The following is a 17,203-nucleotide window of genomic DNA, read 5'->3' on the forward strand; positions in this document are numbered from 1 at the left end:
TCGTTGTCCGTCCTCGACGCCGCGCCGCACCCGACCCAGCCGCCGTCTGTCTTCCGGCAAGATAGTGAAGCCTATCCTTATTTCGAGCACAGTACCAAGTACTTCCGGCCCCCGAGGCGGCGAAGTCCGCCCCAGAACTGCGACCTAGATCACTCTTGATCATCGGACGCCTTCCACCCATGCGGTGACCAGCGCCGACAACTCCGACGCCCAGCCACGGACCTCCTCGGCATCCAGCACATCCGAGGAGAAAGAGAAATATGCGTGGACGGGTCCGCCGCCGATCGGCTCGTAGAAGCTCAGCGTCAGATCCGAATCCGGCACACCCACCGGCACCGGCATGAAGCCGCCCAGCGCGTCGAGGTGACCGAGCCTGGCCTGCTCGTGATGAACGATCATGACCTGCGGACGAAGCACCGGCGTGTCGCCGAGCGCCTCCACCACGTCGGCGAATGCCACGTCCTGGTTGTCCAGCGCGTCGAGATTTCCAGCGCGGATACGCTGCAGCAACTCCACGGGATCGGGATCACCACTCGTATCCGTTCGCAGCAGAACGATATTGAAGAAGCAGCCGACGAGCGCGTCCAGCGTCTCCTCGGTGCGTCCCGCGACGAGCGACCCCAGCGGGATGTCCGTGCCGGCGCCGTGCCGGGTCAGCACGGTCGCGAGCGCCGCCTGCAACACCATGAACAGGCTGGTGCCCGTGTCGCTCGCGAACTTCGCGACCGCGCTGTGCAGTTCCGCGTCGATCTCGACGGGCACGATCTCCGCCGTCCGCGGTCCGCGAATGCCCGGGGCGGGAAGTTCGAGCCGGGACGGCATCCCGTCCAGCGTCTCGCGCCAGTACGCGAGCTGACGGGACCGGCGGCTGTCCGGGTCCCCGGGATCGCCGGCGAGTGCCTGCGACCACACCACGTAGTCGGCGTATCCGACGGGCAGCGGGTCCCATTCGGGTTCGCCGCCGTGTGAGCGGGCGGCGTATGCGCCCATCAGGTCACCGAGCAACGGCACCACGGACCATTCATCGACGGCGATGTAGTGCATCGCGAGGAGCAGCGCCTGGGTGCCGTCCGCACCGGTCACCAGATGCACCCGCAGCGGTGCGTGCTCGGTGAGGTCGAGGGGTGCCTGCGCCAACTCGAAGACCGTGCGGTGCACGTCCCCGTCCTCGACGTCGACGAGTTCGAGGGCGGGCCGCACCGCCTCCTGGGCGAACACGGTGTCCCCGACCTCGACGTACACGGTGCGCAGCGGTTCGTGCCGCGTCGTGACGTCGTCGAGAGCCTGCGCCAGGATCTCGGGGTCGACGGTGTCGCGAAGCTGCAGCGACAGTGCGTGACTGGCGCGGGCGTCGGCGCCCGCCGCCCGGAACTGCTTCCAGAACCTGCGTTGCGGCCCGGACAGCGGAAGCGTCTCGGGCCGGGGGTCCGACGCCGTCAGCACCGGCCTGCCGGTGGACGCGGCCGCCGCGACGATCGCGGAGAGTTCGGCCACCGTGGAACTGTCGAACACGTCCCGGATGCCGATGTCGACGGCGAACCGCCCACGGATCCGGCCCACCAGCCGCATCGACGCCATGGAGTTACCACCGAGGTCGAAGAAGTTGTCGTGGATGCCGACCGACGGCAGGTGCAGGATCTCGGCGAACGCTGCGGCGATCTCCTTCTGCTCCGGCGTCTGCGGAGTGCCGTCCCCGGTCAGGGCCGACCAGTCCGGCAGCGGCAGCGCCTTGCGGTCGAGTTTCCCGTTGGGGGTCAACGGAAGTTCGCCGTCCAGCACGACCACGAGAGTCGGCACCATGTAGTCGGGCAAGCGCGCGGCGGCGTGTTCCCGCACTGCTTGCGGATCGATCTGCCCGGCCCCGTGCCCGTCGGCCGGGGTGACGTAGCCGACGAGGCGGACGATGTCGCCGGACCGATCGGCGACGACCGCCGACTGCTTCACGGCCGGATGGCTTCCGAGGGCCGCGATGATCTCGCCGAGTTCGATGCGGAACCCACGGATCTTCACCTGGTCGTCGACGCGTCCGAGGAAGTCGATGTTGCCGTCGGCCCGCCAGCGCGCCCGGTCACCGGTCCGGTACATGCGGGTGCCCGCGTCGCCGAAGGGGCTGGGCACGAACCGGACCGACGTGAGGTCGGGCCTGCCGAGATATCCGCGCGCCAGTCCGCGGCCGGCGATGTACAACTCGCCCGCCACCCCCGGCGGCACCGGCTGCAGGCGGTCGTCGAGGACGTACGCCTGTTCGTTGGGGTCCGGGATGCCGATCGGCACAGCGGAGTTCCACCCGGGCTCCGCCTGCCACAACGTGTTGTTGACGGTGGCCTCGGTGAGACCGTAGGCGGCCAGCAGGTTGAGCCGCTCCGCCCACCGTCCGATCAGTTCCGGCGGCACGGTCTCCGTGCCCACCAGCACGGTACATCCCTCGGGGACGTCGCATCCGGACGGCAGCGCCGCCAGCAGGGACGGCGGAATGATCGCGTGCGTCACGGAATGCGCGGCCATGAAATCGGTGAGTTCCGGTCCGGCGACGCGGGACTCGTCGGGCACGATCACCACACGGGAGCCCGTGCAGAGCGCCATCGACAACTCGAAGACCGCCACGTCGAATCCGATCGACGCGAACTGCATCACCACCGAGCCCGGGACGAGTTTCATCCGCTGTTCGGCGGTGGCGACGAGGCTGGAGATCCCGTCGTGAGTGAGGATCGCGCCCTTGGGTTTACCGGTGGAGCCCGACGTGTAGATGACGTACGCGGCATGGTTCAGGCCCCGCGGGGGCTGCGGCACCGGTCCGTCGAACCCGGCCTCGAGCTCCGTGACGACGGACTCGTCGTCGAGCAGAACGCGAACGAGGCCGTCGGCCTCCGCGATGCGCGGGCTCTCCCCCACCGTGGTCGCCAGCACCCGCGCCGCGGAGTCGGCGAGCATGTAGGAGATGCGGTCGGACGGGTGGTTCAGGTCGAGCGGCAGGTACGCCGCCCCGAGCTTCAGCACCCCGAGCACGACCGCCACCATCTGCGAAGACCTCGGGACCGCGAGACCCACAACGTCTTCGGCCGAGACACCGCGGCGATGCAGCAGCGCGGCGATCCGGTCGGCGCGGGCACTCAGCTCCGCATACGTCACCTCGCCCGCGGCGTCGACGACGGCCACAGCGTCGGGGGTCGCGGCGACGTGGCGCGCGAACGCCTCGTAGAACGTCTCCTCCGCCACCGGCTGTGCGGTGTCGTTGAACCCGTGCACCACCAGTTCACGTTCGTCGCCGAGGAACACGTCGAGGTCGCCGACGGCGCGCCCCGAGTCGGACGCGACGGCGCCGAGCACCTCGACCTGCCTGCGCGCGATCTTCTCCGCGGTGGCCTTGTCGAACAGGTCCGAACCGTATTCGAGGCGCAGTTCGACCCGGTCGTCGTCGAGGTACTCGGTGAAGTTGAACACCAGGTCGAACTTGGCCGTGCGTTCCTCGAACACCACCGGGGTGAGGGCCGATCCGGCGGCCTGCGCCGAATCGGACGTCCGACTGTGGTAGCCGACCATCACCTGGAACAGCGGGTTCCGGGCCAGCGTCCGCGCCGGATTCACCTTCTCCACAACGGTTTCGAACGGAACGTCCGAGTGCGAGAAGGCCGCCAGGTCGGTGTCGCGGACCCGGGCCAGCAGCTGGTCGAACGTGGGGTTGCCCGACACGTCCGTCCGCAGCACCACGGTGTTGACGAAGAACCCGATCAGGTCGTCGAGGCCCAGTTCGCTGCGGCCGGCGACCGGTGCCCCGATCGGCAGATCGTCGCCCGCGCCGAGACGGTGCAGCAACGCCGCCGACGCCGCGTGCAGCACCATGAACATGCTGGTCCCCGACGTCCGCGCGAGCGAACGGAGCGCCCGCGTCGTCGCGGCGTCGAGCGTCGCCTCGATGGCGCCGCCCGCGAAGCTGGGCCGCGCCGGCCGGGTGCGGTCGGCGGGGAGCACCAACTCCTCCGGCGCCCCGTCGAGGGTCTTCGCCCAGTAGTCGAGTTGACGGCTGACGAGGCTGGACTTCTCCTGCGGGTCACCCAGGACGTCGCGCTGCCACAGCGTGTAATCGGCGTACTGGACGGCCAGCGGCGTCCACCCCGGTGCCGAACCCTGCGCGCGAGCGGCGTACGCCGTCATCAGGTCCCGCAGGAACGGCCGGTCCGACCACTCATCGGTTGCGATGTGGTGCAGCACGATCGCCAGCACCTGCTCGTCGCCGACCCGGATGAGGCTCGCGCGCACCGGGATCTCGGTGGCCAGGTCGAACGGCCGGCCGACGGTCTCGGTGACGAGCCGGACCAGATCGGCCCCGGTGCCGTCCACGACCGCGACGTCGGGGCGGACGTCGTCCAGGATCACCTGCACGGGTTCCCCGTCGTGCTCCCCGAACACGGTGCGCAGCGACTCGTGCCGCGACACCACGTCGGTCAGCGCCTGCTCGAACACCTCCGGGTCGAGTGCGTCCCGCAGTCGCAGGACGATCGGGAAGTTGTAGGCGACGGCGGCGCCCGCCCCATCTCGAACCGACGCCCCTTCCATCTGCTGCAGGAGCCAGAGGCGTTGCTGCGCAGCGGAGAGCGGCAGATGCTCGGGCCGTGGCCTGGCCGCCAGCACCGGACGCGTCGACGCGGTGTCGTCGCCGATCCGGGTGGCGAGTTCGGCCACCGTCGGCGCCTCGAACAGGTCGCGCATGGTGAGGTCGGTGTCGAGCGCGGCCCGTGCCCGGCTGATCAGCCTGGTGGCGAGCAGCGAGTGACCGCCGAGGTCGAAGAAGTCGTCGTCGACCCCGGGGGCCGGAACGCCGAGGATCTCGCCGAACAATTCGGACAGCACCCGTTCGGTGTCGGTGCGGGGTTCGGTGCGCGCACCGCCGCTCCGGCCGAGCACGTCGTCCGCCGACGGCAGCGCCTTGACGTCGAGTTTGCCGTTGACCGTCATCGGCAGCCTGTCGACCTCGATGACCGCGGCGGGCACCATGTAGTCCGGCAACGTTGCGCGCAGCGCCTGTGAGTACTTGTTAACGTCCGGCGGTTGATAAGTACTCACGGGGACGGCGTAGCCGACGAGCCGCTTGAACCCGCCCGGCCCCGAGTCGACGACGACCGCCGCCTGGCGCACGCCGTCCAGCGCTTCGAGCGCCGAGGCGATTTCGCCGAGTTCCACCCGGTGACCGCGGATCTTCACCTGATCGTCCGTGCGACCCAGGAAGTCGAGGTTCCCGTCGTCACGCCGGCGGACGAGGTCGCCCGTCCGATACATACGTACGGATTGACGGAACGGGTCGGCGACAAAACGCTCCGCCGTCAACGCGAACCGGTCGAGGTAGCCGCGGGCCAACCCCACCCCGGAGATGTACAGCTCACCGGGAACGCCGTCCGGAACCGGACGCAACCAGGCGTCCAGCACATAGGCGGACGTGTTCCAGATCGGTGTGCCGACGGTGGGCGTCGCGCTGTCGGCGGTGCCGGCACCCAGCGTGTTGATAGTGTACTCGGTGGGTCCGTACAGGTTGTACCCGCACGTTCCGTCCGTGTCGCGCAACCGGTTCCACACCGAATCCGACACCGCTTCGCCGCCGAGAAGCACCAGCGGCGGCCGGTGCCGTCCCCGGCCGTCGTCGAGCAGACCCTCCTCGATCAGGTGCTGCGCGTACGTCGGTGTCACGTTGACGACGTCGATCTCGTGGGTGTCGCAGTAGGCCACGAGCGCCTCCGCGTCACGCCGCAGGTTCTCGTCGCAGATGTGGACCTCGTGGCCCTCCACCAGCCACAGCAGTTCCTCCCACGACATGTCGAACGCGAACGACACGGTGTGGGCGATGCGCAGTCGCCTGCCGCCCGCCGCGGCGACGACGGGTTCGAAGATCGCCTCCCGGTGGTTGAACTGCATGTTGGTCAGGCCGCGGTACGGGGTGACGACGCCCTTCGGCTTGCCGGTGGACCCCGACGTGTAGATGACGTACGCCGGATGGTCCAGGCGCCCCGGGGTTCCGGGCGCGAACCCGCCGAGTTCGGCCTCCGACAGCGGTGCGGACGCGACCGCGCCGAGGTCGAGGGTGTCGACGGCCAGCGTGTCGACGGTGGCCGCGGCGAGCGTGCCCGCGACGTCCGACGTGGTGACGAGGACCGTCGGCCGGGCGTCGTCGAGCATCGCGACGAGACGCTCGGCCGGATGGTCGAGTTCGAGCGGCAGATACGCGGATCCGGTGCGCAGGACGGCGAACAGCGCCACCACCATCTCCACCGTCCGCGGCAGTGCGAGCGCGACGATCCGTTCCGGTCCCGCGCCGCGGCCCAGCAGCAGCCGGGCCATCCGGTTCACGTCGGCGTCGAGTTCGGCGTAGCTCACGGCGCGGTCCCCGAACACGAGGGCCGTCTCGTCGGGACGGACGAGCGCCGCGTCGGCGAACAGGTCGGCGATGGTCGCGTCGGGCAGGGCTTTCGGCTGGATCGGCACGGGTGTTGCGGCACCGGCGATTCCGCCGACCATGCCCGACAGGTCCGTGGACCACTCCTCGAGCACGGTCACGTACCGCGACAGCATGCGTTCGACCCGCGACGCCGGGATCTTCTCCGGATGGAACTCGAACTTCACCTTCACGCTCGCGCCGGGTGTCACGACGACGGTGACCGGGTAGTGCGTGTGGTCGATGCTGTCGCCGCCGCTGATGTCGTGCGCCGCGTTGAGCGCCGACACCTGCTTCTCGTCCACGAAGTTCTGCAGCACGTAGAGCACGTCGAACAGTTGCCGGTGCTCGGAGACTCGCTGGATGGAGGCGAGCCCGAGGTAGTCGTACGGGGTCAGCGCCAACCGCTCGGACTGGATGCGCCGCAGCAGGTCGGCGACGGTCTCGTCGGCGCGCAGTGTCGTCCGGACGGGGACGGTGTTGAGGAACATGCCCGTCACCGCGTCGATGCCCGGGACCTCCGGTGGCCGTCCGGCCACGGTGGTGCCGAACACGAGGTCGCGGCGTCCCGTCTCGATTCCGAGGACGACGGCCAGCGCGGCGTTCAGTACCGCGTTGAACGTGACACCGGCGCCGCGGGCACCGGCCCGGAGCCGTTCGCTCAGGTCCTCGGACAGCACCGCGTCCCGGCGCTGCGGCGGCTGCGGCTCCCCGGTGACCGTCGCGGCCAGCAGCGTCGGTTCGTCGAGCCCGCCGAGGGCGTCGGTCCACGCCGACTGCGCGGCGTCCGCGTCCCGGGTGGCCAGCCACTGCAGGTAGTCCTCGAAGGACCCTTCCGGGGCGGCGAACCCGGTGTCGTCGCCACCCGATTCGTACAGGGCGAGCAGCTGACTGACGACGAGACCGTTGGACCATCCGTCCCACAGCAGGAACTGCCGGTTGATCACCAGTCGGTCGTGGGAATCACCGAGTCGCAACACCATTGCCCGCCACAGCGGCGGGGCGGTCAGGTCGAACGGTGTCAGCCGGTCCTGCGCCGTCAATTGTGCGGCGTAGGAGTCGCGTTCGGTCTCGTCGAGTTCGCGCAGGTCGAACTCGGCGACGGGCACGTCCAGTCCGGTGCCGAAGAACTGCACCGGCGCGGGCAGGCCCGCGCTGACGAATCCTGCTCGCAGCGTGGGGTTGCGGCGTTGCAGGGTTCGCAGCGCGGCGGCGAGCTGATCGGCGTCGAGGCGGTGCTCGAAGTCGAGGGAGAACTGTGCCGTGTAGATGTCGGTGCCGGAGTCGAACCCGGCCTGGAAGTACAGGCCCTCCTGCAGTGGCGACAGCGGCAGCACCGTGTCCACCCCGCTCGGGCTCGCCTGGACGATCCGGTCGATCTCGTCCTGCGTCAGCGTCACGAGCGGCAGGTCGGACGGCGTGAGCATCGCCGGTCCGTCGTGTGCTGCGGCGGCGTCGGCGAGTTCACGAAGGGCGGCCACCCAGCCGTCGCTCAACGCGACGGTGTCGGCCTCGCTCAGGTCGGCGTCCGACCAGGCGAACACGGCCTGCAGTTCGGTGCCCTCTGCGGATTCCTCGCACAGCGCGTTGATGACCAGACGGTACGGACCGCCGAGGTCGGCATCGGGATCGGTTGCCAGGGAGTCGGATTCGACCGCGGGAGTCCAGGGTTGTCCGGGCGCGGCGTGCGGCATGCGGCCCAGGTAGTTGAACAGCACCTGCGATTCGGACCGTGCCGCGAGGAGACCGGCGGTGCGCGCGTTGACGTACCGGAGCATGCCGTAGCCGATGCCGCCTTCGGGCGCGCCGCGCAACTGCTCCTTCACGTCCTTGAGCGTGTCGAGCGCGCCTGCCCGGCTGCGCAACCGGACGGGGGTGACGTTGGTGAGCCAGCCGACCGTGCGGGAGAGATCCACGCCCTCGGCGAGTTCTTCGCGTCCGTGCCGCTCGAGGTCGACCAGCAGGTCGTTGGCGCGTCCGCGCTCGGCGAGCCAGCGGTCGGCCGACAGTCGCAGCGCCGCGAGCAGCACGTCGGTGACGTCCGCGCCGACGACGGCGGGCACGGTGGTCAGCACGGCCGTCGTGAGTGTCCGGTCCAGGCGGACCGTCCGCCGGGCGCCGCTGCTCACCACGGCGTGTCCGTCGGTGCCGGGCACCAGGTCGGCACCGGGTTCGGTGACCCGCAGCCAGTGGTCGAGTTCTGCCAGGCGGGCCGGTTCCTGTGCCTGCTCGGTGACGACGCGGGCGAATCCGCGCAGCGACGTGGGCACCGGGTCGAGTGCCGCGTTCTCGCCGCTGTCGGCGGCCACCCACGCCATGGCGAGGTCCTCGATCAGGGTCCGCCACGACACCCCGTCGATCACCAGGTGGTGCGCGACGAGCAGGAGCCTGCCCAGTTCCTGCGGGCCTGCGTCGAACCACACCGCGGACAGCACGGTGCCGTCGTCGGGGTTCAGACGGTCTGTGGCGGCGTCGGATTCGGCCGCCACCATCTCGCGCAGCGCGTCGGCGTCGAGTCCGGTGACGTCGACGCGGCGCAGCGTCAGGTCGGCGGTGGCCGCGATCTCGAGCGACCACACGCCCGGTGCGTGCCGGGTGAGCGTCTGCCGCAGGCCGTCGTGGTGGGCGATCACCGAGTGCAGGGCCGCCGTGAGGACGGTGGCGTCGGTGCCGGCCGGGGTGTGGAGGAGGACGGCCTGGTTGAAGCGGTTCTTTCCGCCACTCCACTCGGACAGCCGGTGGACGACGGGAAGGGGCGGCAGGACGCCGATGCCCGATTCCTCCACCCGCGGGGCCGGTGCGACGGCGGTGGCCGCGACCAGTCGCGCGAGCGCGGCCGGTGTCCGCTGCTCGAAGATCTGCCGCGGGGTGACCGTGATCCCCTCCCGGCGAGCGAGATTCACCAGGCGGATGGCGAGGATGCTGTCTCCACCCAGGGCGAAGAAGTCGTCGTCCACCCCGACCGCCCCGAGACCGAGAACCTCGGCGTAGTGGGCGGCGAGCACCCCCGCGGTCCCGCTCTCCACAACAGGCTCGGAGCTCGCCTGCGCCGCGAAGTCCGGCGCGGGAAGGGCTTTGCGGTTCAGCTTGCCGCTGGGGCCGAGCGGGAATTCGGTCACGTTCACGAACGCGACGGGCACCATGAACTCCGGCAGCGCCGAGGCGAGGCGCGCACGGACGTCGTTCAGATCGGCGTCCCCGACGACGTACCCGACCAGCTGTTGCCGGCCGGGCGCGTCCGAGCGCACGACGGCGGCGGCCTGCCGCACGCCGGGGCACGCGGCCATCTGCGCTTCGATCTCGCCCAGTTCGATCCGGAAGCCGCGCAGCTTCACCTGATCGTCGATCCGGCCGAGGTACTCGACGGCACCGTCCGCGTCGACCCGGGCGACGTCGCCGGTGCGGTACATGCGGGACCCGTTGCGGGAGAACGGGTCGGCGACGAAGCGTTCCGCGCTCAACCCGGGCCTGCCCAGGTAGCCGCGGGCCAGCTGCGGACCGGACAGATAGAGCTCACCGGCGGCGCCCGCGGGCACGGGCTGCAGATACCGGTCGAGCACGTACAGGCCGGTGTTGGACGTCGGCAGGCCGATCGGCACGGACGGCGCGGCCGCGTCGATTCCCTGGACGGACGCGGCGTAGCTGACGTCGACCGACGCCTCGGTGGGGCCGTAGAGGTTGTCGAGTTCCACTCCCGGCAGGAGTTCGGCGACGCGCCGCGCGGACGCCACGGGCAGCGCCTCACCGCTGCAGGAGATGATCCGCAGACCGGTGCACCGGGCGGCGGCCGGCTCGGCGAGGAACACCTCGAGCATCGACGGGACGAAGTGCACGCGCGTGATCGACTGCCGCAGGATGACGTCGGCGAGGTACGCCGGGTCCTTGTGGCCGTCCGGCCGGGCCAGCACGAGCGTCGCGCCGGCGAGGAGCGGTCCGAAGAATTCCAGAACCGACACGTCGAAGCTGGACGGCGTCTTCTGGAACACGTTGTCCGAAGGGGTGATCGGGCGGAATTGCTGAACCCACAGCAGACGGTTGACGATGCCGGTGTGCGGCACGACGACCCCCTTGGGCCGTCCCGTCGAGCCGGACGTGTAGATGACGTAGGCCGGGTGCTGCGGTGCGAGCGGGACACCGGTCAGCGGCTCGGGCGAGTACCGGTCGGCGTCGGACACCCGGACCTCCGGGACGCCGGAACCGGCGAACGTCACGGTGCCGTCGGTGAGAACGCACACCGGCTCCGCGTCGGCCAGCATGTACGCCAGCCGGTCCGCGGGGTACCCGGTGTCGAGCGGGACGTAGGCGCCGCCCGCCTTCCCGACCGCGAGCAGCGCCACCATCAAGTCCAGCGAACGCGGCAGTGCCACCGCGACCTTCGACTCGGGTGCCACCCCACGCTCGGCGAGCAGCCGGGCGAGGCGGTTGGCGCGTGCGTGCAGTTCCGCGTACGTGAGGTGGTCGTCGTCGATCGCGACGGCCACCGCGTCCGGCGTCCGCGCGGCCTGCTCCTCGAGCAGGGCGGTCACCGTCGTGTCGGGGAACTCCACCTCGACGTCCCGCAGTGCGGCCTCGATCGGCTGACGCGACGCCAGCGGGACGGCGGACACGGTCTGGTCGGCGTCGCGGGTCAGCTCGGTGAGATAGGCGATCGTCGACTCCGCGAACCGGGTCGCGGTCGCCGCGTCGATGCGGGCGGCGTCGTATTTCAGCTCGAGGGTCAGCGCGTCGCCGGGCATCACGATCAGCGTCATTGCGTACGGCGGGTGCTCGTCGAAACGGATGCCGGTCAACTGCACCGCACCGGACGGGTCCGCGACCGCGCCGTCGCCGAGCGGATAGTTCTCGAACACGACCAGTGTCTCGAACAGGTTCTGCAGTCCCGCTTCCCGGCGCAGTTCGGCCAGTCCGAGGTACTGGTGGTCGAGCAGCGTCGACTGCTCGTGCTGCCACCGGGCGAGGGCCGCGGCCACCGTGTCGGTGGGCCGGTACCGCAGTCGGGTGGGAACGGTGTTGATGAACAGGCCCACCATGGTCTCGATGCCGGGCAGATCGCCGCCGCGGCCCGACACCGTCGAACCGAACAGCATGTCCTCGTTGCCGGTGAGGCGGCCGAGGACCAGGCCCCACGTGCCGTGCACCAGCGTGCTGAGCGTCAGCCCGCGGGTCCGGCCGACCGCGGTGAGGGCGGCGGTGTCTTCAGACGGCAGTGCCACCCGGACACTGCGGATCCCGGACTCGCCCGTCCGCGTGGGTGCAGGGAGTTCCACCGGCTCGGGAGCATCGGCGAGCGCCTCCCGCCACACCGCGAGCGACGCCTGTCGGTCCCGCACCCCCAGCCATTCGAGGTAGTTCCGGTAGGGCGTCGGCGTCGGCAGCGCCTGCGGCGTCCCCTCGACGCTGTACAGGGCCATTAGTTCGCGCAACATCACCGGCACCGACCACCCGTCGGCGACGATGTGGTGAATCGACTGCAGCAGAAGGAACCTGTCACGTTCGGTTTGGGCGAGCGTGTAGCGCAGCAGGGGTCCGCGGGCGAAGTCGAAGCCCCGCGCCCGGTCCGCCGCCAGCACTTCGTCCACGCGCTGCGCCGGATCCGCGACGCCGGTGAGATCGAGTACCTCCATCGGCACCCGGACGTCGTCGGCGACCACCTGGACCACCCGGCCGTCCGATACCGCCCGCACCCCGACGCGCAGGGCCGCGTGCCGGTCGACGACGGCCTGCAGTCCGCGGTGCAGCGCCGCCGCGTCGACGGGTCCGGTCAGTTCGATCACCTGCTGCACCACGTACGGGTCCGTGCCGGTGTCCTCGAACGCCGACTGGAAGTAGATGCCCTCCTGCAGCGGTGTCAGCGGCAGCACGTCGGCCGCCCCCGCCAGCGCGTCCACGTCCGGCTGGGTCAGCGACACGAGCGGGAAGTCCGACGGCGTGTGACCGCCTAGATCACCGACCCCGGCGAGCACCCGCAGCACCGCGGTCCACTCGTCGGCGAGGGCCCGGACGGCGTCGCGGGTGAGCACACCGGGCGCCCACGTCAGCGTCGTCCGCAGCACCGGACCGCCGGCACCGTCCTCGGCGATCACGTCGAACGCGAGGGCATGTCCGATCGGCATCCGCCGGTCGTCGGCGCCGCCCATCGCTTGCGGCAGCCAATCGGCGCCGGTGCCGGACGTCACCCGCCCGAGGTAGTTGAACAGCACCTGCGGTGCCGGCGTGTGCGCGAGTTCCGGTTTCGCGGCACCGAGGTAGCGCAGGGCGCCGTAGCCGAACCCGGCACCCGGGATGCGGCGCAACTGGTCCTTGACCGCCTTGAGTGCGTCGGCGATTCCCGCTTCGTCCGCGGCCGCACCGGGGTCGAGCACCATCGGGTAGACCGTGGTGAACCAGCCGACGGTCCGGGACAGGTCGAGGGCGGGTCCGTCGCTGCGGCGGACGAGGTCTTCCTCGCGTCCGTGCCCTTCGACGTCGAGGAGCACGGGGCCGGGTTCGCCGCCGCGCCACCTCCGCAGTGCCACCGCGGCACCGGTGAGAAGAGCGTCGTTGACGTGGCCGTGGAACGCCGCGGGCACCGTGGACAGCAGCGGCCCGGTGAACTCCGCAGGCAAGGTCACCGTGAGGGTTTCGGCGTCACCGGCGAGGTCGACGGCAGGGTCGAGCGCCCGCGAGCCGAGGAGCGGATCGGGTGTGGCTGCGACGTCCGCCCAGAACGGCAGTTCGTGGTCGAACGCGCCCGACTTCGCGTGCTCGTCGAGCAATTCGGACCAGCGGCGCAGCGACGTCCCGGCCGGGGGCAGTTCGGGGACGCCCCCGGCCGCCGCCGCGGTGCCCGCGCGGGCGAGATCCTCGAGGATGATGCGCCAGGACACTCCGTCGACCACCAGGTGGTGGCCGATCAGCAACAACCGGCCGGACCCCTCGACCGTGGAGAAGAGGACGGCCTGCATCATCGTGCCCGTGTCCGGGTCGAGCCGTGCAACCGCCGCGCGGGTCTCGCTGTCGAGTTGCTCTGCGCTGCCGTCGAATTCGACGACCCGCAAGATTCCGTCGACCGCCGCCGGGGAGTATTCCGGCACGGACAGTGTCCAGTGGTCGCCCCCGCGGCGGAGGCCGCTTCCGTTACCGCGCACCAGCGTCGCGCGCAGGGCGTCGTGCCGCTCGAGTACGGCTGCCAGGGCCGCCCGCGCGGCGGGTTCGTCGAGGGCCGCCGGAGTCTGCACCAGCACCGACTGGTGGAACGCGGCGATCTCGCCGCCCCTCTCGGCGGTGCGGGCGAGAATCGGGGTGCTGCGAACGTCCCCGACCGCGACGTCGTCCGAATCGGCGGCGGCCACGGTCCGGCCGTCCTGCGCCCGGGCGAGCGCCTCCGCGGTGCGGAGCTGGAAGATCTCCCGCGGGCTGATCGAGAGCCCTTCCCGCCGAGCGTGGTTGACCAGCTGGATCGCGACGATGCTGTCGCCGCCCAGCGCGAAGAAGTCGTCGGTGACACCGACGGACTCCACCCCGAGAACACCCGCCATCAGCGCACACAGGGTTTCCTCGGCGGCGGTGCGGGGCGCGACGTTCTCACCGGCCGCGCCGAGGTCCGGCTCGGGCAGTGCGCGCCGGTCCAGTTTTCCGTTGGGGGTGAGCGGGAACCGGTCGAGGACGACGAACGCCGACGGCACCATGTACTCCGGCAGCTTCGACGACGCCCAGACCCGCAGCTCGGCGACGTCCGGCACCGAGTCCTGCTTCGCCACGACGTAGGCCGCGAGATACTTTGTACCCGTCGGTGTTTCCCGCACGACGACGGCGCTGTGCCGGACGGCGGGATGCGACACGATGCCCGCCTCGACGTCCTCGAGTTCGAGCCGCATGCCCCGGATCTTCACCTGGTTGTCGGCGCGTCCGAGGAAGTCGAGGGTGCCGTCCGGCGCCCAGCGGGCGAGGTCGCCGGTCCGATACAGCCGGGAACCGTCGTCCGCGAACGGGTTTGCGACGAAGCGGGACGCCGTCAGCTCCGGTGCGTCCACGTAGCCGCGGCCGAGGAGGAATCCGCCTGCGTACAGTTCACCGCCGGTGCCGAGCGGCACCGGGTTCAGGTGCTCGTCCAGCACGTACAGCTGGGTGTTGGGATTCGGGCGCCCGATCGACGTCGCGATCCGCGCGGCGTCCTCCCGGTAGATCACGTGCGATACCCCGATCGTCGCCTCCGCCGGACCGTAGCCGTGGTACATCGTGATGGCCAGTTGCGCTCGGAACCTCTCGAACAGCCGGGGTGTGAGAACCTCACCGCCGCACCACACGTGCTTCAGCGCCGACATCCGGTCCGTGCCCCGGGACAGGTCGAGCAGCACGTCCAGCATCGACGACACGAGGTAGACGAACGTCACCGACTCGCGCGCGATCAGGTCAAGGAGATACTGCGGGTCCCGTTCCCCGCCAGGCTCGGCCACCACCAGCCTGGCACCCGCCACCAGCGGCAGCAGGATCTCGTTCACGGAGATGTCGAAAGACAGCGGCGCCTTGAACAGCGACGCGTCCGAAGGTCCGAATCCCAGGATCTCGTCGCGCTGCCACAGCAGTCTCGCGCAGACGGCCTCGTGCCGGATCATGGCCCCCTTTGGCCTGCCCGTCGAACCCGACGTGAAGATGACGTACGCCAGCCGCGCACCCTGCACGGTCACGGCGGGCGGTTCGGTCGGCTGCCCGGCGTGCGCCCACGCCGCGAGGTCGACGGGCACGGCCCGCTCCCCCGCGTCGGTGACCCCGCCGGGGCCGGTGAGAACGAGGGCGGCCCCGGCGTCGGCGAGCACCGACGTCCGGCGGTCCTCCGGCCACGACGGGTCCAGGGGCACGAACGCCCCACCCGAGCACATGACGGCGAGCAGTCCGATCACCATTTCCGCGGAGCGCGGAAGGCCTATCGCCACAACGGTTTCCGACCCGGCACCGCGGTCCAGGAGGTGGTGGGACAGCTGCGCCACCCGCTCCCCGAGCTCCCGGTAGGTGAACCGGACGTCGCCGGCGATCAGGGCCTCGGCATCCGGCGTCCGCGCCACCTGGGCGTGGAACAGTTCGGGGACCGTCACCGATTCCTGCGGGGACGCCGTGTCGTTGAACTCCACCAGCAACTGCCGGCGCTCGGCCACGGTCATCGGATCGAGCGACGCGATGGGCTGCGCCGGGTCGGCGACGATCTGCCCGACGAAGTGCTCGAGCCGACGGCGGTGCTCCTCGAGTTCGGCCCCGAGACCGGCCGGGGCCCGGAGGTCGATCTGGATGGGCTCCGAATCCTGCCCACCGCGGATCGAGAAGTCGAGGTCGCGGACCGGTCCGGTCGCCGAACCGCGCACCCACGCCGGGAATCCGCCGAACGTCAGCGAATGCTCGAACATCATGGAATTGATTCCGGGACCGAAGATCTGGCGGTCCGGGTCGATCGACCGCAGTTCGCGGGCGAGGTCCTCACCGCGGTAACGCCCGTGCCGCAGCACCGAGATCAGCGTCGTGTCGATGCGGGTGGCGAGCTCACCCACCGTCATCTCGGGATCCACCTGCACCCGGAGCGGCAGGATCGTCGAGCACATCCCCGGGATGCGGCGCAGTTCGCGCCCGACCCGCGCCGTCATCGGCAGCGACAACGTGAGGTCGCGGCGGCCGGTGAGCCGGTGGATGTATGCCACGACCGCGGCGAGCGGCAGCCGGGTGCGCCGGATCCCGGCATCGGAGGCGAAGGCGTAGAGCGCGTCGGCGTCGTCCCCGTCGATCTCGACGAGGGCGGAGATCGGCGTCCCGGAGTGGTCGACGACCTGCGGGAGCAGGCGGGGCGGTTCCGGCGCGTCGACGACCTGCCGGATCCAGAAGTCGCGGTCGGATTCGAAACGCTCCGAGGCGCGGTAGTCGCGATCGGACGCCACGAGGGAGTCGAGCGGCCACGGCGCCGTGGACGTCTCGAGTTCCGGATGGTCGTATCGATGGACGACGTCCGCCACGAGCAGGGTGATGCCGTACCCGTCGATGAGGCTGTGGTGGTAGCGCTGGTACCAGATGACCGACTCGTCTCCGGTGCGCAGCAGGGCGTGCCGGAACAGCGGTTCGTCGCCCTCGATGTCGACGACCGTCTCCATGTCGCGGTCCATCCACGCGCGCGCACTCGCTTCGGGATCCTCTTCGCGGCGCAGGTCGACGACGCTCAGGGTCCACTCGCCGGGCGCTGTCGGCACCTGGAGCAATTCGTTGCCTTCACCGCGCTCGAAGCGCACGTGCAGGGCGTCGGCCCGTGCGACGGTCTTCCGGATCGCCGCGACCGTCCGGTCCAGATCGATCGGGCCCGCGACCTCCACGACGAGCGAGAGGTTGTAGACCGGGCTGCCCGGGTTCAGCTGCTGCCCGACCCACACCTCGGACTGCGCGGCCGTCACCGGCAACACGACAGGCGTCGAACTGGCGCCGATCGAGGAAGAAGCGCTCTCAGCCGAAAGGTGCTGAAGGCGAGCAGCCGCCGAGTGGTCCGGAGACATGGGTGATCCGATCGTCCGTCGAGAGCGCCCGTCCAACGACGGGCACCCGAGGAAGTTTAGGTTAGGCTACCCACCAGCAACAAGCCGGTTGCCAGCAAGTTCACAGGCGATGGTTATCACGGCGGCAATTTCGGTTCAATCTCCCCGGCCGCGTGTCCCCCGCACTGCCAACAGAATTCCCCGCGCCAAAGCGGTCACTACGTCGGGTTTTGCCCCATAAACATACCGTGCGTTCGTTCACTCGGGAGGCCCGGGCGATGCCGGTTTCCGGGGGCAGCCG

The 17,203-nt window shown here is 70.5% G+C and carries 1 protein-coding gene; it reads right to left on the reverse strand.

The annotated features are described in order from the left end of the window. Positions 1-159: 159 nt before the first annotated feature. Complete coding sequence (locus BLV94_RS21240; protein WP_072947931.1) at positions 160-16,923, reverse strand: non-ribosomal peptide synthetase; 16,764 nt, start codon at positions 16,921-16,923, stop codon at positions 160-162. Positions 16,924-17,203: the final 280 nt, after the last annotated feature.

Origin of the sequence: Rhodococcus koreensis, from assembly GCF_900105905.1 — a bacterium.
In the GTDB taxonomy this organism is placed as follows: domain Bacteria; phylum Actinomycetota; class Actinomycetes; order Mycobacteriales; family Mycobacteriaceae; genus Rhodococcus_F; species Rhodococcus_F koreensis.

Excerpts from the sequence above, each read along its gene's own strand:
- BLV94_RS21240 (WP_072947931.1), bottom strand. The coding sequence starts at position 16,923 with ATGTCTCCGGACCACTCGGCGGCTGCTCGCCTTCAGCACCTTTCGGCT.